Source organism: Pedobacter miscanthi (assembly GCF_003315595.1).
GTDB classification, from domain to species: Bacteria; Bacteroidota; Bacteroidia; order Sphingobacteriales; family Sphingobacteriaceae; genus Pedobacter; species Pedobacter miscanthi.
In genome coordinates this window covers 36,921-53,463 of record NZ_QNQU01000006.1, presented here as the reverse complement: position 1 = coordinate 53,463, position 16,543 = coordinate 36,921, and the positions used below count along the sequence as shown (strand labels likewise).

At 39.2% G+C, this 16,543-nt stretch carries 18 protein-coding genes; 5 read left to right on the top strand and 13 right to left on the bottom strand.

Annotated elements, in window-relative coordinates; all coding sequences use genetic code 11:
• The first annotated feature begins 169 nt into the window (after window positions 1-169).
• Window positions 170-1,120 (top strand): YiiG family protein, encoded by a 951-nt coding sequence (locus DRW42_RS08360; RefSeq protein ID WP_113948382.1) that lies wholly within the window; start codon window positions 170-172, stop codon window positions 1,118-1,120.
• A 58-nt stretch (window positions 1,121-1,178) separates the two neighbouring features.
• Here the strand turns inward: DRW42_RS08360 and dnaJ are convergent, their stop codons facing one another.
• The 6 genes from dnaJ to DRW42_RS08330 all read right to left on the bottom strand — a co-directional run bounded on the left by dnaJ (window position 1,179) and on the right by DRW42_RS08330 (window position 7,081).
• Window positions 1,179-2,342, bottom strand: a complete 1,164-nt coding sequence (gene dnaJ / locus DRW42_RS08355; protein ID WP_113948381.1) for a molecular chaperone DnaJ — start codon at window positions 2,340-2,342, stop codon at window positions 1,179-1,181.
• A 107-nt stretch (window positions 2,343-2,449) separates the two neighbouring features.
• Window positions 2,450-3,031, bottom strand: coding sequence for a nucleotide exchange factor GrpE (locus DRW42_RS08350; protein ID WP_113948380.1), 582 nt, complete (start codon window positions 3,029-3,031; stop codon window positions 2,450-2,452).
• 129 nt (window positions 3,032-3,160) lie between these two features.
• The gene (locus DRW42_RS08345) at window positions 3,161-3,844 is read right to left on the bottom strand and encodes a cell division ATP-binding protein FtsE (RefSeq protein ID WP_113948379.1); all 684 of its coding nucleotides are present in this window, start codon (window positions 3,842-3,844) and stop codon (window positions 3,161-3,163) included.
• Window positions 3,845-3,847: 3 nt separating this feature from the next.
• Complete coding sequence (locus tag DRW42_RS08340; RefSeq protein WP_039476747.1) at window positions 3,848-4,051, bottom strand: hypothetical protein; 204 nt, start codon at window positions 4,049-4,051, stop codon at window positions 3,848-3,850.
• Window positions 4,052-4,102: 51 nt separating this feature from the next.
• Window positions 4,103-6,007 carry a T9SS type B sorting domain-containing protein gene (locus DRW42_RS08335; protein WP_113948378.1) on the bottom strand — a complete coding sequence of 635 codons (1,905 nt, stop codon included), beginning with the start codon at window positions 6,005-6,007 and terminating at the stop codon, window positions 4,103-4,105.
• A gap of 57 nt (window positions 6,008-6,064) precedes the next feature.
• Window positions 6,065-7,081, bottom strand: a complete 1,017-nt coding sequence (locus DRW42_RS08330) for an acyl-CoA reductase (protein ID WP_113948377.1) — start codon at window positions 7,079-7,081, stop codon at window positions 6,065-6,067.
• Window positions 7,082-7,159: 78 nt separating this feature from the next.
• Here DRW42_RS08330 and DRW42_RS08325 point away from each other — a divergent pair, with 78 nt between their 5' ends.
• Window positions 7,160-7,510, top strand: coding sequence for a 4Fe-4S dicluster domain-containing protein (locus tag DRW42_RS08325; RefSeq protein WP_113948376.1), 351 nt, complete (start codon window positions 7,160-7,162; stop codon window positions 7,508-7,510).
• A 383-nt stretch (window positions 7,511-7,893) separates the two neighbouring features.
• Here the strand turns inward: DRW42_RS08325 and DRW42_RS08320 are convergent, their stop codons facing one another.
• Complete coding sequence (locus DRW42_RS08320) at window positions 7,894-8,346, bottom strand: universal stress protein (protein WP_113948375.1); 453 nt, start codon at window positions 8,344-8,346, stop codon at window positions 7,894-7,896.
• Window positions 8,347-8,455: 109 nt separating this feature from the next.
• On the opposite strand from DRW42_RS08320, the gene DRW42_RS08315 reads away from it, so the two are divergent.
• The 3 genes from DRW42_RS08315 to DRW42_RS08305 all read left to right on the top strand — a co-directional run bounded on the left by DRW42_RS08315 (window position 8,456) and on the right by DRW42_RS08305 (window position 10,808).
• Window positions 8,456-9,241, top strand: coding sequence for a C40 family peptidase (locus tag DRW42_RS08315; RefSeq protein WP_113948374.1), 786 nt, complete (start codon window positions 8,456-8,458; stop codon window positions 9,239-9,241).
• A 36-nt stretch (window positions 9,242-9,277) separates the two neighbouring features.
• Window positions 9,278-10,036 (top strand): hypothetical protein, encoded by a 759-nt coding sequence (locus tag DRW42_RS08310; RefSeq protein ID WP_147243696.1) that lies wholly within the window; start codon window positions 9,278-9,280, stop codon window positions 10,034-10,036.
• Between the two features lie 73 nt (window positions 10,037-10,109).
• Entirely contained in the window at window positions 10,110-10,808 is a 699-nt protein-coding gene (locus DRW42_RS08305) for a carboxypeptidase-like regulatory domain-containing protein (RefSeq protein ID WP_158544301.1), read from the top strand.
• A 412-nt stretch (window positions 10,809-11,220) separates the two neighbouring features.
• On the opposite strand, the gene DRW42_RS08295 is transcribed toward DRW42_RS08305, so the two are convergent.
• The 6 genes from DRW42_RS08295 to hisB all read right to left on the bottom strand — a co-directional run bounded on the left by DRW42_RS08295 (window position 11,221) and on the right by hisB (window position 16,542).
• Window positions 11,221-12,120 (bottom strand): WD40 repeat domain-containing protein, encoded by a 900-nt coding sequence (locus DRW42_RS08295; protein ID WP_113948370.1) that lies wholly within the window; start codon window positions 12,118-12,120, stop codon window positions 11,221-11,223.
• An 85-nt stretch (window positions 12,121-12,205) separates the two neighbouring features.
• Window positions 12,206-12,808, bottom strand: a complete 603-nt coding sequence (hisIE, locus tag DRW42_RS08290) for a bifunctional phosphoribosyl-AMP cyclohydrolase/phosphoribosyl-ATP diphosphatase HisIE (RefSeq protein WP_113948369.1) — start codon at window positions 12,806-12,808, stop codon at window positions 12,206-12,208.
• Between the two features lie 9 nt (window positions 12,809-12,817).
• The gene (hisF, locus tag DRW42_RS08285) at window positions 12,818-13,624 is read right to left on the bottom strand and encodes an imidazole glycerol phosphate synthase subunit HisF (protein WP_113948368.1); all 807 of its coding nucleotides are present in this window, start codon (window positions 13,622-13,624) and stop codon (window positions 12,818-12,820) included.
• Between the two features lie 170 nt (window positions 13,625-13,794).
• On the bottom strand, window positions 13,795-14,544 hold the full coding sequence (gene hisA / locus DRW42_RS08280; RefSeq protein WP_113948367.1) for a 1-(5-phosphoribosyl)-5-[(5-phosphoribosylamino)methylideneamino]imidazole-4-carboxamide isomerase: 750 nt from the start codon (window positions 14,542-14,544) through the stop codon (window positions 13,795-13,797).
• Window position 14,545: 1 nt separating this feature from the next.
• Window positions 14,546-15,139, bottom strand: a complete 594-nt coding sequence (hisH, locus tag DRW42_RS08275; protein ID WP_113948366.1) for an imidazole glycerol phosphate synthase subunit HisH — start codon at window positions 15,137-15,139, stop codon at window positions 14,546-14,548.
• A 269-nt stretch (window positions 15,140-15,408) separates the two neighbouring features.
• Window positions 15,409-16,542, bottom strand: coding sequence for a bifunctional histidinol-phosphatase/imidazoleglycerol-phosphate dehydratase HisB (gene hisB, locus DRW42_RS08270; protein ID WP_113948365.1), 1,134 nt, complete (start codon window positions 16,540-16,542; stop codon window positions 15,409-15,411).
• Between the last annotated feature and the right edge of the window lies 1 nt (window position 16,543).

The window sequence follows — 16,543 nt, the reverse complement described above, 5'->3', positions numbered from 1 at the left end:
GTGGAGAGATCTATCTCGAGATGGTATTTAGCTTCGCTGAACACTTACGTTGTTCTCGGCTGCGCTCCGCTCGAAATAACAACAGGGAGGAATCTTTTAAAATAATACAACTTTTTGGTGTAAAATTTGCTCTGTTCGGGAATCAGATTATGAAAACAAATTAAAAACTATGAAAACACTCTTTAAATTAACCGCCCTTGCGCTCGTATTGTCGGTTACAGCATGCAAAAATGGTGGTAAAAAAGACAGCAATGGTAAAACCACCTATGTCGAAGCCGATGAAAAAGATGTAAACGCTATTATCGAATACAATAATGTGATGGTAAGCTTTACAGATAAAAACAATAGTTACCTTAAAAGTCTTGAAAGTAATTTGGATAGAATAGAAAAAGGTCTTGCAAAGCCGAATGATCGTTTTGCTTTCCTTGGTTTAATGACTCCATTTTCGATGAGTACCTTCAGTAACAGCAAAATAAAACCTGATACCCCTCCAAGTGCTTTAAGCAGCGATGATCAAAAATTTTTCAAGGAAAACGTAGTTTCCATGACCGGCGTACTGGATAAGATTAAAGCCACTTATAAATCCCTGGATGAGTATATCAAAGCCGAAGACTGGAAAGATGATAAAGGTGTTAAAGGAAAAGCCCTGGTTGATTCTATTTACAGCATGGGCAAAAAATATTATACTTATGACGAAGTGATTTTGGCAAAACTAAACGTGATTGGCGACGATGCGGAGCGAGTGATTCTGAAAACACATCCGTTAAAAGAGTATATTTTCGCTTTGAAAGACGACCGGAGCAAGGTAGCTGAATTTACCAAACTATTGGCAAGTAATAAAAACTATAAAGCTATAGAAGCAAAGGCTAAAACCGCTTATCAGTCACTGGAAGATCAGTATAACAAACAGGTGGCTATGCCGGCACCGGATGCAACCAAATTTCCAGGGAAAGATGGTTATTTTAAAAACTTTAACGAAAGTTTAAATGATTATTTAATTGCCGCAAGAAAAATGATGCGCGATGCCTCTGCATCAGGCAAGTTAACGGAATATAATATCGAAGAACTGGTTAGGAAACAGGATAGCATGCGATCTGCATATAATAATTTTGTTGACTAGTGTTGAAAACAAAAAAACCGATGCTTTCGACATCGGTTTTTTTTATTTACATTATTAATTACTCGAAATATTCTTTCATTCTTTCGAAGAAGCTTTTATCATTTTTACCTGGCTGAGGCTTAAAGTTTGGCGATTCGCGCAATTTCTCTAAAGCGCTGCGTTCTTCGCTACTTAAAGCTTTTGGTGTCCAGATGTTGATATGGATAATCTCATCGCCCCTGTGGTACGAATTTACCTCTGGTAAACCTTTACCTTTTAAGCGCAATAATTTTCCACTCTGTGTACCCGGATCGATTTTGATTTTTGCCTTTCCATCAATGGTTGGCACTTCGATGCTCATCCCTAAAGCGGCATCAACAAAACTTAAGTGTAAATCGTAAACGATATTATTGCCCTCGCGTTTTAAGGTTTCGTGTGGAACTTCTTCAATCAGGATAATCAAATCACCAGGAATGCCGCCATTTGGTGCTGCATTTCCTTTTCCGCTCATGCTTAACTGCATGCCTTCGCTCACACCGGCAGGGATGTTGATGGTAATGGTTTCTTCGCCACGTACCACGCCATCGCCATGGCAAACTGTACATTTAGAAGTGATTTGTTGTCCGCTTCCGTTACAGGTAGGGCAGGTAGATGCAGTTTGCATCTGGCCCAAAATGGTATTGGTTACCCTACGCACCTGGCCGCTGCCCCCGCAGGTACCACAGGTACTTACCGATGATTTATCTTTTGCGCCCGAACCATCGCAGGTTTTACAAACAATCAGTTTGTTAACCTTGATTTTCTTTTCAGCACCATGTGCAATTTCTTCAAGCGTTAATTTTACTTTAATACGAAGGTTAGAGCCCTTGGCCACCCTGCGGCCACCACGTTGCTGACCGCCGCCACCACCGCCAAAAAAGCTTTCGAAAGGGTTGTGACCACCAAAAATATCTCCAAAATTACTGAAGATATCATCCATGTTCATACTGCCGCCGCCGTAACCCCCTGATGCGCTGCTACCTACACCGGCATGACCAAACTGATCATAACGCTGTTTCTTTTCGGCACTGCTTAATACCTCGTAGGCTTCGGCAGCTTCCTTAAATTTATCTTCGGCAGCTTTATCTCCTGGGTTTTTATCCGGGTGATATTTAATCGCCATCTTACGATAAGCTTTCTTTATCTCGTCAGCAGCTGCACTCTTGCTTACGCCTAATACGTCGTAATAATCTCTTTTACTCATTTTCTTTATAGAATAATTGAATGATTGCATGATTGAATGACACAATGAGTGAATTTTAACATACTCTCATTCAATCATTCAAAATTCTATCATTCAATAATTATTTCCTACGCTCCAACTACTACTTTAGCAAAGCGGATCACATTATCATTTAAAGTATAACCTTTTTCTACTTCGTCGATTACTTTCCCTTTAAGTTCTTCGGTAGGGGCAGGAATATTGGTAATAGCCTCGTGAAAATCGGTATCAAACGGCTGGTTGATGCTTTCTACATCCTTTAAGCCTTTTTGTGCCAAAGTATTTTTTAATTTATGGCTTACCAATAAAATACCTTCTTTAACGGGTGCAACATCAGCAGCGGTTTCCATTGCTTTTAATGCACGGTCGAAATCATCTAAAACAGGTAAAAGCGATACAATTACATCTTTACCGGCTGTTTGTAACAGTTCTACACGTTCTTTTTGTGTACGGCGTTTGTAATTATCGAATTCAGCGTATAAACGTAAATATTTGTCGTTAAGCTGCTGTACTTCTGCCTGCAGTTTTTCTTCTGCAGATAATTCTGGTGCCTGCTCAGTTTCATTGGTAGAAGCATCAGTATTCTCTACATTCTCAGCAGTATTTTCTGATGTATTTTCAGTATTCATTATATTTTCTTCTTTATCGTTATTTTTCTTCTTATTAAACATAATACTAGGCTGAATTTTTTTTGTGTTAATCTCAACTATTTTGCCATAAACGGAAATCAGCCAAGCTGTCAGATTTATTTGGATTTATCTGAACAGATTGGCTGATTAGCTGACGGATGTCAGAATTTTTTATACAATTTGCGCATCTTCATGCACTATTCCATTTTCGCACTTGATAATGCGCGAAGGGAAAGTACGGATGATGTGGTAATCGTGTGTAGCCATTAAAACCGCAGTTCCGGCCTGGCTGATCTGCTTTAAAAGTGTTACAATTTCTTCGGATGTTTCCGGATCGAGGTTACCGGTAGGCTCATCGGCCAGGATAATTTCAGGGTCGTTTAATAAAGCCCTGGCAATAACGATACGCTGTTGCTCACCACCCGAAATTTCATGCGGCATTTTTTTGATCTTCGAGCGTAAACCTACTTTGTCCAAAACATCTTTAATACGCTCAGTTATCAGTTTTTCATCTTTCCAGCCTGTTGCCCTTAACACAAATTCGAGGTTTTTCTCAATGGTACGATCAGTAAGCAACTGGAAATCCTGAAATACCACACCCAGTTTACGGCGTAAAAACGGTACCTGACTTTCTTTTAGGTTTTTAAGGTCGAAACCGGCAATATTGCCTTCACCGTTACCGATATGCAGATCGCCATATAATATTTTAAGCAAACTACTCTTGCCCGAACCTGTTTGACCGATAAGGAACACAAAATCGTCTTTTTCGATATGTAAATTTACGTTGGAGAGGACTAAATGTTTCTGTTGAAAAACATCAACGTTGCTTAAATGAATTACTGAATTGCCTGCCATATTTTATATTTCCAATTTTGCAATCTGCCCGAAAGGCAAATCTTTAACCATTTCCATAATGTAATCCTGCTTGTCGCCAAGTCCGAGTTTTTCCAGCGATTTATCAGGTCTGTCTACCCTGAAATAAGCTAAAAGCGTAAACTTGTCGTCTCTTAACTGTACGTAATCCGGAATTTTGGCTATGCCTTTTACTTTAACGATATACATTGCGCTCAAAAATAGCATTTCCAAATGAGAAGCGAAAGCAAGTACCCCTTTTTATCTCATTAGCATTACCCAGCCGGTATAGGTTTTAAAATCTTCATTTAAATAAATGCTGTAATAATATACTGCCGGGGGGAGGTCTTTTCCATTCATTTTGCCATCCCAGGGTTTGAAAGTACCGGTACTTTGGTAAACCAGCTGACCATAACGATTGGTAACTTTTATGATCGGATTTGAAAAGGCTGCTGCAGCAGGGATATTCCAGGTATCATTTGTGCCATCGCCATTGGGGCTAAAGGTATTTGGGATAACCACTTTCGGGTAGACTTTTATAAAAACATCATCACTGCTACTGGTACAACCCAAATTAGATACTACATTTAAAGTGTAAGTAATATCCTGGGGCGGCGTGGCAACCGGATTTAATTTTGTAGGATCATCCAGATAATCGGATGGCGACCAATAATAAGTAACATCATCGCCACTAACTTTACCATTTAAGCTGATGCTTTGTCCTGCAACTAATTTTTGGTCTGCTCCCGCATCTGCCCCTGCATTTTTATTTACATTGATAGTGATCTGTTCTGTTGCTGAGCAGCCTCCATTCGAAACCTGAACGGTATAAGTGGTTGTTTCTGTAGGTTTGGCTACTGGATTGGAAATTTGCGAATCAGATAAGCCTGTTGAAGGCTGCCAGAGGTATTTTGTGCCCCCCGAAACTTCCAGCTGAACCTGTTGTCCTTCACAAATGGTTGTGTTTTTTATATTGGTTGTAATAACTACTGGATCTAAAACCTGAACAAATACTGTTTTTGGTTGTGCCGTACATCCATTAGCCGTAACCAGTACGGTATAATTGCCTTCCATAGCTTTGGTGGCGTTTGGAATCGTGGGGTTTTGATCAGAGGAAAAGATTTGCCCGTTTGGATCTGTCCAGCTATAACTCGTTCCCCCTGATGCGTTGAGCAGGATGGTTCCGCCAATACAAACCGGCGTTGGGTTTTCGGCTACAGCAACCGGAAAAGGGTTAACGGTAACGGTTAACTGCGATCCGGCAATCCTGCAGTTTGGCGAATTGATATTATTGCCGTCGCCAACCAGTAAACGGTATTGGTAGACACCTTTTATGGCATTGGTGAATGTTGCCGTGTATGTTGTGCTTTGTTCATTCGGTAAATCAGTAAATCCATTACCCGCATTCACCTGCCATTGGTACCGTGGGTTTTGATAAACGCCAGGCGTAACATCGGTTTTGAAATGGAATGTTGCACTATTTCCTTCACACAATTGGGTAGATGTTGAAGCATTTCCGGTTATTGAAGGTATAAGTGTTGGGCCGCAGGCACTAAAAGTAATATCATCTAATGCTAAATCATTTCCATTTCCGCCCGGGTTTTGGTTGGTCATTTTTAGTGTTATTATACCTAAATTTGTTGGCGTAACAAATGTTCGAGCATATTTAATCCAGCCGCTGTTTTCGGGGATATCGTTGGTTGAGAACTGGAGTATTTCTACACCATTATTTTCTATGGCAAATCGAACATTCGGTTTAATTCCCGTGTTTCTCAATATGTTGATAATCCATGCCGAAAATTCGTAGGTGGTATTGGGGCAAAGATCGGTAATGGTGGTTTGGTAAAATATCCCCGGACTATTTGATGCATTTACTACCATCATATAACCATTTGGGTCGTTAGGTGTATGGTTTACGATCTGCGGTATCCAACCACTGTTTAATCCAGATATAGTTTTGGCTATGGTGTACTGTCCATCATTTGGCGAACCGGCAACATAAGTGTAATTGGTAACGCCGTTGGGCTGGGCAGAACCAAAGGTGCCGGTACCCGATCCAAAAGTTTCGTTTTTGATTGGATCGCCCAAAGTACCATTACACTGGGCCTGCGCACGAAAACAAAATAGAGCAAGAAAGAAAATTAAAATTAAATGGAGATAACGCATTGCTTAAAGGGCATTTAGCGAATATCCAAATAAAAAACTGTAATTCAATTTGTAGGTTTAATTCAGTGCATTCAAAAAATCGATGGTATTTACATTATCTGCATAATCCCATAGTTTTGGGTGCTGGCTTTGGCCAAAAGCGAAAGTATTAACGGTTAAAGGCGATTTGGTAATAATGCACTGTATGTTTTCCGACTGTTCTTTTAATTTATGGTCAACTGCTTCAAGATTTTCGTATTCCTCATAAAAAAGAACAGCCAGGGGTGAGGTTAAACTTTCATCTTCCTTTAACAATAAAAAGCCGTTATCGTAATGTTTGGCTGCATTAACCAGGTAAATGGATTTATTGTAATCGTAATTGTTGTTGTATTTGAAATGGTTAATAATGGGTTGAAAGCTTTCAATGCCTTCGTATAAATTGGCAATATCATAACCTTTCGGGAAATAAATTTTAGATACATTCCGGCAGCCCAAACCAAAATAATCAAAAATATCGGCACCTAAATGCTGGATATCCTCAAAACTCTCCGAACCATCCAAAACCGCCACGCTATTTCTGTTTTTGCGGATAATATTAGGTACTTTACCAAAATAATAGTCAAAATAACGCGATGAATTATTGCTGCCAGTGGCAATAACAGCATCAAAATCTTTCAAACGCTCTACATATTCAATTTTGGTTTCAAAAGCAGGTTCTATTTTAACCAGTTCGGCTAGCACAGCTTTAATCAGCTTGTCATCGGCTGAAGAAAGTTTGATCAGGGCAATATTTCCGGTTGCCAAAACACATAAAACATCATGTAAACCCACCAAGGGGATGTTACCCGCCAGGATTAAACCTACCTTTTTAGGAGAGTTATTTATTTTTACTGAATCGAACCAAGAGGCCAAATCATCTGGATTTAACATCTCCGAAAATGATAAAATAGATTTTTTTATATTTTCCTGTGTAAACCAGGCATTGGCACTTTCGGCACTATAAAATGCATTTCCTAGTATGTCAGTAGGGTTTGTAAGCTTTTTGCCAAGTTGAACAAATGCGTTTATAGCTCTTTCGTGAGTTAATGCTGACATATTTAGAATTATTATTAATTGATTATATCTTATATTTGCAGCGCAAAGGTAAACTAAGCAAAAGAATTAGACGAAAACATGGCAATTAAAATAACAGATGAGTGTATAAATTGTGGGGCTTGTGAACCGGAATGTCCAAATAACGCAATTTACGATGCCGGTACTGCATGGCGTTTTTCTGATGGTACCAATTTAAACGGTATCATTGATTTTGGTAATCAACAAATCGAAGCTGACGCATCTCAGGAAGCGGTTTCTGATGAAGTATATTACATCGTATCCGATAAGTGTACAGAGTGTAAGGGTTTTCATGATGAGCCTCAATGTGCAGCAGTTTGCCCTGTTGATTGTTGTGTGGATGACGAAGATATCCGCGAAACAGAAGAAGAATTATTGGCTAAAAAAGCCTGGTTACACCAGGAAGGATAGTCTTGATCAGATATTTATTAGCAAGGTCTCGCATAATGCGGGACTTTTTTTGTTTAAAGAGGTTTTTTTTGCTCATTTTAGTACTCTTAGGTCACCGTCATTTCGAGCGAGTGCAACGCAGTCAAGAACCCGAAGGCTTTGCGAAGCAAAATCTATCTCGAGATAGATCTCTCCATTCCACTACGTTTCAGTCGAGATGACGAAGCTTTTGGTGAAGTGTGTTAATGGGAGCTATTAAAAGATCCTTCGACTGCGCTCCGGATGACAACCGCGAGGGAGATCGGCGCTATGCAACAATTAACCCCTGAGCGTAGTCGAAGGGTAAACAGTTAACCAATTAACCTGAAAAGCACTAATGAACGAATGACTAATGAACCAGTGAACTAATCCACCTCACATTTATTAGGAATAATCAAAACCGGGCAGGCCGATTTCCGTGCCACATGTTCAGCCACGCTACCCATTAAAAAGTGGTATAATCCAGTTCGTCCGTAAGTGCCGATAACAATTAAATCTGATCCCCACTCGTCTGATTGCTGAATAATACCGTGCGCTGCGGTATCTACTATGCTTAAATAGGTTGTTTTTATACCTTTTCCATATTTTGTTTCCATTTCTTTCAGCAAAATGTGGCTGTTTTCTTCGCTATTGTCGTATGTTTCCAAAAATACTGGTGCAAGGGTTAAATCTGGGTTTACGTTGGCCGGTACCGGTTCAATAATGTTAACCAATGCTACCTCCGCCTCAAATTTTTCGGCCATGTCATACCCGGCTTTTGCCGCTTTTTCTGAGCAGGTACTGTTATCAACGGCAATTAATATTTTTTTAAAATTCATGGCAGTACATTTAAAAGGTGAACATCATAAAAATAACAAATTTGCAGTCAAAATGTTAGGCAATGAATGTATTTTATTAGTTTTACAATAGTTTCACGAGCAGATTTAAATGGAAAATCAATACGGTATTTGTAGGGTTGCTGTAGCGCCTTTAAGAGCAGATGCATCAGATAAAGCAGAAATTGTTTCGCAACTTTTATTTGGCGATCATGTAGAAATTATTCAGAAGGAAGAGCGTTGGTGGCTCATCCAGAATGGTTATGATGGTTACGAAGGCTGGATGGATTTCAGGCAACTGGCACCGATCAGCCAGGATGAGTTTGCAGCAATGCACGATTGCAGATTACTGGCTCCGTTGAGTTTCAATAACGTGTTAACAGCAGCTGATGGCAGTGCCTATCATTTAAGTCCGGCAAGCAACCTTCCTTTTTTAAAAGATGGATTCTGCTATGCAGGTGAAGAAAAGTTTAAATTAAATTTTGAAGCTTACGACAACAACGCGATAAATTTCAAAGATCAGGTTACCGATACGGCCAAATTTTTCCAGAATATTCCATATTTATGGGGTGGAAGACATTTATTCGGGTTAGACTGCTCGGGTTTTACCCAAACGGTGTTTAAAATGCTGGGTATAAAGCTAAACCGTGATGCATCACAACAAGCCGAGCAGGGCGAACTGGTGGGCTTTTTGGCCGAATGCAAGGCAGGCGATGTGGCTTTTTTCGATAACGATGAAGGCAGGATTACCCATGTGGGTATTATGTTGAGCCCGAATGAAATCATCCATTCTTCAGCAAAGGTAAAAATCGATCCAATTGACGATCAGGGCATTTTTAATAAGGAATTGGGTAAATATTCGCATAAACTCAGAATTATCAAACGTTTTGTGGAATAATAACCAAAAATGTATCCTATATAAAAGATACATTTTATGCCAGCTAAGTTTAAAATTCAAATTTCAAATCCCTGCCATGAAGATTGGGGGAGAATGCAAGTCGATATAAATGGGAAATTTTGCAGCTCCTGCCAAAAGTTGGTTGTAGATTTTACACGTTTTAGTGATACAGAATTAAAAAACTGGTTTAATCAAAATCACGAAAACACCTGTGGAAGGTTTAAACCCGAGCAACTTGGCCGGTATATAGGTAGAAAACCGCTATCATTTTTCAATTTTTTTAAACCTGGTTTAGTCGCAGCTTCAGTTCTGGCATTTTTAAGCACACCAAAATTCGCATACTCAAAAAACGCGGATGCTTTAGCGTCTGTATCAACTCAATACCAGCAAGTTTATGGTTATGAGGATGATGGTTATACTTTTATAAAGGGAAGAGTGTATAATCAGGATGGAATTGGCTTAAATGATATCAATATTGAAGTAAATGATCAGAATATTTTTGCTAAAACGGCAGCAGATGGCTCATTCTTCATTAAAATTAAAAAGCCACAAAACAGAACTATTGCGGAATTGACTTTTACTTCAGGTGCATACGAGGTTAAAAAAAGATTATTTATTTTAGGAGAGGAAAAAGAAATTTACGTCGTTTTATCACACGCCATGCAAATAGATTTTACAAACAAGATAGTTGTAGATAAGTTAAGCGAACGATTGGTTGGAACACTTGGCGGTATTTCAATAAAAACATCGGTAACCAGGAGAATTGTGAGCGGTGTTGTAAATATTTTTAGATAATTTTTAATTGAATTTTATGAGCTCAAATTTTAAGATCCAGATTTCCAATCCTTGTCATGAAAAATGGGGTGATATGATCGATAATAATATGGGGAAATTCTGCAATTCGTGTCAAAAATCAGTTGTTGATTTTACCAATTTCTCTGATAGCGACCTTCAAAATTGGTTTATCAAAAATCAGGGAAATAGCTGTGGCAGGTTTAAATCAGAACAACTTGACCGTTTGATTCATGGAAAATCGAATTATACGATTAGTAAATTTAAACCCAGCCTGATTGCTGCATCTTTATTTGCTTTTTTGAGCCTACCGAAGTTAAGTAAAGGGGAAACAATAAAGCCATCAATGGTTCAAACTGCGAGAGCGATAATCAATTTCGATGAAAAACTCGGGGATGAGAAATTATCTGATTCTATACGGGTTATAAGGGGTAAAATTACTGATAAAGATAAAACTGCTTTGCAATGGGCAAGTATCCATATTCTTGGTGGAAAATCTAGTTGTTCAACCGATATTAAAGGTGAATTTTCGCTCACTTATCCTATTTATGAAAAAAATGAATCAAAAGAATTGGAAATAAGGTTTATCGGCTTCAAAAATAAGGTTGTTAAAATTAAGCCAACCGATAGCTATGTAAATATTACTTTAGATGAAAGTGATGAGATATTGATGGGAGATATCGTTGTGATGAGGATTTCGCCATGGAAGAAATTATATTTCAAAATCAGGAATCAGGTTCGGGATATTAACCCATTTTACACAAAGAGAAATTAGTTTTCGGATATTCTAAATGACCTTTTATAGCCTGTTTTCATTCAGTTTTGATTATATTTGTGTAGATAATTAAAGTGAAAATGGAGACGAAAGTTAGAAAGATTGCAATGGTGTTCAACCAGGTAAAGATGGAGGATGAAGATGCTTTGGATATTGACTTTTGGCTTGATCAGGCTCCGGAAGACCGCCTTAAAACTGTCGTTTCGTTGAGAGAAAGTTACTTCACCTGGTTAAACGGCTCATTTCCTGGAAAAGTGGAGAGGGTTATAACTCTTCGCAAAAGTTCGTCATTTCGAGCGGAGTGTAACGAAGTCGAGAAATCTGCCTCGAGATAGATCTCTCCGCTCCACTGCGTTTCGGTCGAGATGACGCTCGGTATATGCAGCGCTATTATTGGTGATTTATTTGATGGTTAGCTTTCCATTTCCCAAACCATTACCTGCCTGTCATCTCCTGTAGAAATGAGGTACTTTCCGTCATTACTCCAGATAATTTTATTGATAGAGTGAGTATGCCCGATTCCGACTTTCTCCAAACTTAATATTTTATAGAGTTTAAAGTTTTCTGCATCCCAAAGTTTAATGCTTTTATCCTGACTGCTTGTTGCAAAGTAGGGCAGGGTAGGATGAAATGCGATATCGTAAACCGTAAACATGTGTGCAGGTACGGTTTCGCGTAGTTCGTAATTCGGCAGGTCCCATATTTTTAACTGGGCATCGCGGCTCCCCGAGATCAGGTATTTACCAGTTGGATGGTAAGCCAAAGAGGTTACAGGTAACGAATGCCCTTCAAGGGATTGTTTTAAGCTATAATCGGCAAGGTTATAAATCCTGATCAGGTGATCCTTACAGCCAAAAGCCACCTCATTTTCGTTTGGAGAAATAGCAATGGCCCTAACTGTATCGTAAGCCACCTGAAAACGGTAAATTTCTTTAAAATCACTAAGCGACCAAACCGCTACGGTGCCATCTTCACCAGTGGTTAAAAGCTCATTTTTACCCTTTACGGTTTGTATATTGAAGATTGGTTTAATATGTGCATTAATCCTTACAATTACCTTTTGTTCTTTCAGGTCGTAAACACTGAAAGCACCGCTGCGTTCGCCAACAAATAAATGGTTGTTGTAATAATGAAGACAATAAACCGAACTTTGTACCGGCATTTTAACCTTCACAAAAGCCATACTAGGTAACGACCATTCTACTACGCCCTTATCGTTCCCGGCGCTAAAAAATACGCCGTCCTCATCAGCATTGGCTAAAGCATAAACAGGGTTTTGATGTCCGGGGAAGGTGTGTAGGTGTTTGAGCATGTGGGTAAGGTTGGAAGGAGGGAAGGTTGGAAGGTTGAAGGTTTCTGCAATTTGACTTATACCTTCAACCTTTTTACCCTCTACCTTATTGATGTCTTTTCTCTAAATTCTTAGCAATATCCTGAATAGATAATCCTTTTTCTTTCAATAAAAATAAGAGGTGAAAAACAAGATCAGATGCTTCTCCAATAAATTCTTCTTCTGTTTCGGCCAATGCGGCAATTACGGTTTCTACACCTTCTTCGCCAACTTTTTGCGCAATTTTGTTCAAACCTTTACTGCGCATCTTGTTGATGTACGATCCTTCAACAGGGTTTTCATATCTATCGGTGATGATGTTCTCGAGCTCAAAGATGAAATTCTGGTTAAAATCTGTTTTAAAACAGCTGCGGCTTCCTGTATGGCAGGTTGGTCCAACAGCATCGGCCTTGATCAGAATGGTGTCGTTATCACAATCCACAAAAAGCTCCTTAACAAAAAGGAAGTTGTTGCTGGTTTCACCTTTTGTCCAAAGGCGGTTTTTAGAGCGTGAAAAAAAGGTAACCTTACCTTCGGTCTGGGTTTTTTCCAAAGCCTCAACATTCATATAACCCAGCATTAAAACCTCTAAGGTTTTATAATCCTGAACGATAACGGGAATTAAACCCTCTGTTTTCTCCCAATCAAGGGAACTGGTATTGATTGTCATTTTATTTTTTTATTTCAGAAAGACAGATTCTTGACTATGAACTGCCGGCTCCGGACTTATTAATATTCTTACCGGAATCTGATTTCTTTTCAATTCCTGTTTTAAATCGGGGATTAAAATTTCGCCATAGTGAAATACCGATGCAGCAAGCGCAGCATCAACATTGGCTTTTTGGAAAACCTCTGTAAAATGTTCCATATTACCTGCGCCACCCGATGCAATGATCGGGATATTGATCATCTGGTTTATTTTACCCAACAATCCACAATCAAAACCGGCTTTGGTGCCATCGTGATCCATAGAGGTTAACAAAATTTCTCCTGCACCCAGGTTTTCAGCCTGTTTAATCCAGTTTTCTGTTTCCAGTTCAGTAATTAACCTGCCTCCGTTTAAATGGACCATATTTTTGCCGTTTACATGTTTAGTGTCGACTGCTAAAACCACAAATTGTACCCCGAAAGTTTTAGCAAGGTCTTCAATTAGTTTAGGGTTGCGAACTGCTGCAGAATTGATACTGATTTTATCTGCACCTGCATTTAAAAGGGCATCAGCATCTGCAATTTCAGTTATTCCGCCACCAATGGTAAAAGGAATGTTTAGTTGGCGGGCAACCGATTTAACCATTTCGATCATGGTTTTGCGTCGCTCGTGTGTGGCCGTAATATCCAGGAAAACCAGCTCGTCTGCCCCTTGTTGTGCATATTGCGCAGCCAGCTCTACAGGATCGCCCGCATCGCGTAAATCAACAAAGTTTACACCTTTTACCGTACGGCCGTCTTTAACGTCTAAACAAGGAATTATTCTTTTTGAAAGCATGTTTTTGTTTGGGTTTCGTCATTGCGAGGCACGAAGCAATCTTAATGCTTTGGCTTTTTAAGATTCGTCACCCTGAATTTATTTCAGGGTCTTTAATGCATGAAAGATGCTGAAATAAATTCAGCATGACGATCGCCTTTACAATGAGCCAATATTATATATAATTCTCCTTAAATTGAACTCAAAGCCTTCAAATTCCACTCCTTAATCTCTTCAATAGTAATTCTGTCTTCGTAAATCGCTTTTCCTACCACCACACTTCTGATTGGGTATTTTGCCAATTCGTAGATATCGTCCATTGAACTCACACCGCCCGAAGCAATCAGCTTAATCATCGGAGAATGTTCAAGCAGTTTCTTGTATAATTCTACAGCTGCACCACCTAATTTTCCATCTTTACTGATATCCGTACATAGAAAACGGAAAAAGCCTAACGAAAGGCATTTGTCAACATAATCCATCAGTTTAATTGGCGAACTTTCCATCCAGCCCGAATATTTGATCACTTCGTCCAAAACATCAATCGCGATGACGATGCGGTTAGCATAATCATGTTTTTTTGCAAAAGCTTCGCTCAGTTGAGGTAAAAAATCAGGATTGGTAATGGCCTGTGTACCCACAATTACTCGGTGTATGCCGGCATCAAGCAAGTTGGTAACCTGCTCAATGGTTCTGATGCCACCACCGTACTGCACTTTCATCTCGGTTTTTTTGATGATCTCGAAAAGTGATTTTTGGTTGCTGAAATCGCCTTTGGCTCCGTTTAAATCAATAATATGGATAAAATCCGTACCATTTGAGCGGTATTTTTCTATCATTTCGGCAATAGAAACATCGTACTCTGTTTTTTGGTTGTAATCGCCTTCACGCAGACGGACAACTTTTCCATCCAAAATATCAATAGCAGGTATTATGTACATTTTATAAGCTTAAGTTTGAAAAATTTTTTAATATTAATTCGCCGGCTTTTCCCGATTTCTCAGGGTGGAACTGAACGCCGTAAAAATTGTCTTTTTGTACCGCTGCCGAAAACTTTAAACCATAATCAGCAGATGCGATGTCAAAAGTAGGGTTATATTCAATAAAGTACGAATGCACAAAGTAAAATTGTGTATTATCTTCAACACCTTCAAATAACGAATTGTTTTTCGGGCTAACCGCATTCCAGCCCATGTGTGGTATTTTGATATTCAGCGACTTATCGAATTTTTTGGTTTTTACCGGAACGATATCTAAAAGTGCTGCATCGCCCTCTTCTGAGTGTTCGGTAATCAGCTGCATGCCTACACAGATACCCAGCACAGGTTTAGTGAGTTTTTTAATGGCCTCAACCAGTCCCGTTCCTTTAAGTTTTTCCATTGCAGCACCTGCGTGGCCAACACCAGGGATAATGATGTGGCTATATTTTTCAAGGTCATTTTCTGTATTTACCATGCCGTAGGTCACATTTAAGCGATCTAATGCTGCGGTAAGGGAGAAAATGTTGCCTGCTCCGTAGTTTACTATTCCAACCATTTTTTAGTATCAAGTGTTTAGTGTCAGTTTCTAAGTATCAAGTATTGAGAATCAAGACAAAATGTATATCAAATTTGGGTTGCTAAAATTGCCTATTATTATATTTAACTTTTATAAAATTTGAAGATGAAAGTCAGTTTTTAATGGGGGCTGTAGTCCCGCTATTCGTTACTCCCGATGAAAAATCGGGATCCACTGCTATCGGGTTTATTTAACAGCGGAAGGGCTTCGAAACCCTCCGCCTTAAACCTTTCAGCCTTCCACCTTTCTTACAATAAACCCTTGGTGCTCGGCAATACCATTTTTTCTGCATCGCGTTTAATGGCCATTTTAATGGCTTTGGCAAATGCTTTAAAAATAGCTTCAATTTTATGGTGTTCGTTATCGCCTTCGGCTTTAATGTTCAGGTTGCACTTTGCAGCATCGCTGAATGATTTAAAGAAGTGATAAAACATTTCCGTTGGCATATCGCCCACTTTTTCGCGTTTAAACTCCGCATCCCAAACAATCCAGTTTCTTCCACCGAAATCAATCGCTACCTGTGCCAGGCAATCATCCATTGGTAAGCAAAAACCATACCTTTCGATGCCTAATTTATTGCCTAAACCTTTAGCAAAAGCTTCGCCCAGGGCAATTCCGGTATCTTCTATGGTGTGGTGTTCATCAATATGTAAGTCGCCTTTGGCAATTACTTCTAAATCTACACTTCCATGGCGGGCAATCTGATCAAGCATGTGATCGAAAAAATTTAAACCAGTTTCGATTTTCGCTTTTCCGGTTCCGTCCAGGTCTAAATTAATGGTGATATCAGTTTCGTTGGTTTTACGCTCGTGGTGGATTTTTCTGCTTCCAGCTTTTAACAGGTTGTAGATATCTTCCCATTTCTTTGTTTCTAAAATGATCACATCTAAAAGCGTTTCATGTTTATCCAATGCTTCTGTAGAACCCAGTGCATCATTCTGACGTAGAAAAATGGCTTTTGCACCTAAATTTTTCGCTAAAACTACATCGTTCAACCGATCGCCGATCACGAAAGAGTTTTTCAGGTCGTAATCTCCGCTGAAATATTTTGTCAGTAAAGCAGTACCAGGTTTACGGGTAGGAGCATTGTCTTTTGCGAAAGTTCTGTCTATTACAATCTCGCTAAAGTTTACACCTTCACCGGCAAAAGTATCGAGCATGAAGTTGTGGATCGGCCAGAAATTTTCTTCCGGATTTGAAAATGTTCCCAATCCATCCTGATTGGTCACCATCACCAGTTCGTAATCCAGCTCGGCTGCAATTTTCGATAAATAATATAAAGAACGAGGATAGAATTTCAGCTTTGCAAAACTATCTACCTGTTCATCGTCAGGCTCGATATTTAAAGTTCCATCTCGGTCTATAAATAGTACTTTCTTCATT

Bases quoted from the DNA above. Each gene is read 5' to 3' on its own strand.
- DRW42_RS08360 (WP_113948382.1), top strand. From the start codon at position 170: ATGAAAACACTCTTTAAATTAACCGCCCTTGCGCTCGTATTGTCGGTT.
- dnaJ (WP_113948381.1), bottom strand. From the start codon at position 2,342: ATGAGTAAAAGAGATTATTACGACGTATTAGGCGTAAGCAAGAGTGCA.
- DRW42_RS08350 (WP_113948380.1), bottom strand. From the start codon at position 3,031: ATGTTTAATAAGAAGAAAAATAACGATAAAGAAGAAAATATAATGAAT.
- DRW42_RS08345 (WP_113948379.1), bottom strand. From the start codon at position 3,844: ATGGCAGGCAATTCAGTAATTCATTTAAGCAACGTTGATGTTTTTCAA.
- DRW42_RS08340 (WP_039476747.1), bottom strand. From the start codon at position 4,051: ATGTATATCGTTAAAGTAAAAGGCATAGCCAAAATTCCGGATTACGTA.
- DRW42_RS08335 (WP_113948378.1), bottom strand. From the start codon at position 6,007: ATGCGTTATCTCCATTTAATTTTAATTTTCTTTCTTGCTCTATTTTGT.
- DRW42_RS08330 (WP_113948377.1), bottom strand. From the start codon at position 7,081: ATGTCAGCATTAACTCACGAAAGAGCTATAAACGCATTTGTTCAACTT.
- DRW42_RS08325 (WP_113948376.1), top strand. From the start codon at position 7,160: ATGGCAATTAAAATAACAGATGAGTGTATAAATTGTGGGGCTTGTGAA.
- DRW42_RS08320 (WP_113948375.1), bottom strand. From the start codon at position 8,346: ATGAATTTTAAAAAAATATTAATTGCCGTTGATAACAGTACCTGCTCA.
- DRW42_RS08315 (WP_113948374.1), top strand. From the start codon at position 8,456: ATGGAAAATCAATACGGTATTTGTAGGGTTGCTGTAGCGCCTTTAAGA.
- DRW42_RS08310 (WP_147243696.1), top strand. From the start codon at position 9,278: ATGCCAGCTAAGTTTAAAATTCAAATTTCAAATCCCTGCCATGAAGAT.
- DRW42_RS08305 (WP_158544301.1), top strand. From the start codon at position 10,110: ATGATCGATAATAATATGGGGAAATTCTGCAATTCGTGTCAAAAATCA.
- DRW42_RS08295 (WP_113948370.1), bottom strand. From the start codon at position 12,120: ATGCTCAAACACCTACACACCTTCCCCGGACATCAAAACCCTGTTTAT.
- hisIE (WP_113948369.1), bottom strand. From the start codon at position 12,808: ATGACAATCAATACCAGTTCCCTTGATTGGGAGAAAACAGAGGGTTTA.
- hisF (WP_113948368.1), bottom strand. From the start codon at position 13,624: ATGCTTTCAAAAAGAATAATTCCTTGTTTAGACGTTAAAGACGGCCGT.
- hisA (WP_113948367.1), bottom strand. From the start codon at position 14,544: ATGTACATAATACCTGCTATTGATATTTTGGATGGAAAAGTTGTCCGT.
- hisH (WP_113948366.1), bottom strand. From the start codon at position 15,139: ATGGTTGGAATAGTAAACTACGGAGCAGGCAACATTTTCTCCCTTACC.
- hisB (WP_113948365.1), bottom strand. From the start codon at position 16,542: ATGAAGAAAGTACTATTTATAGACCGAGATGGAACTTTAAATATCGAG.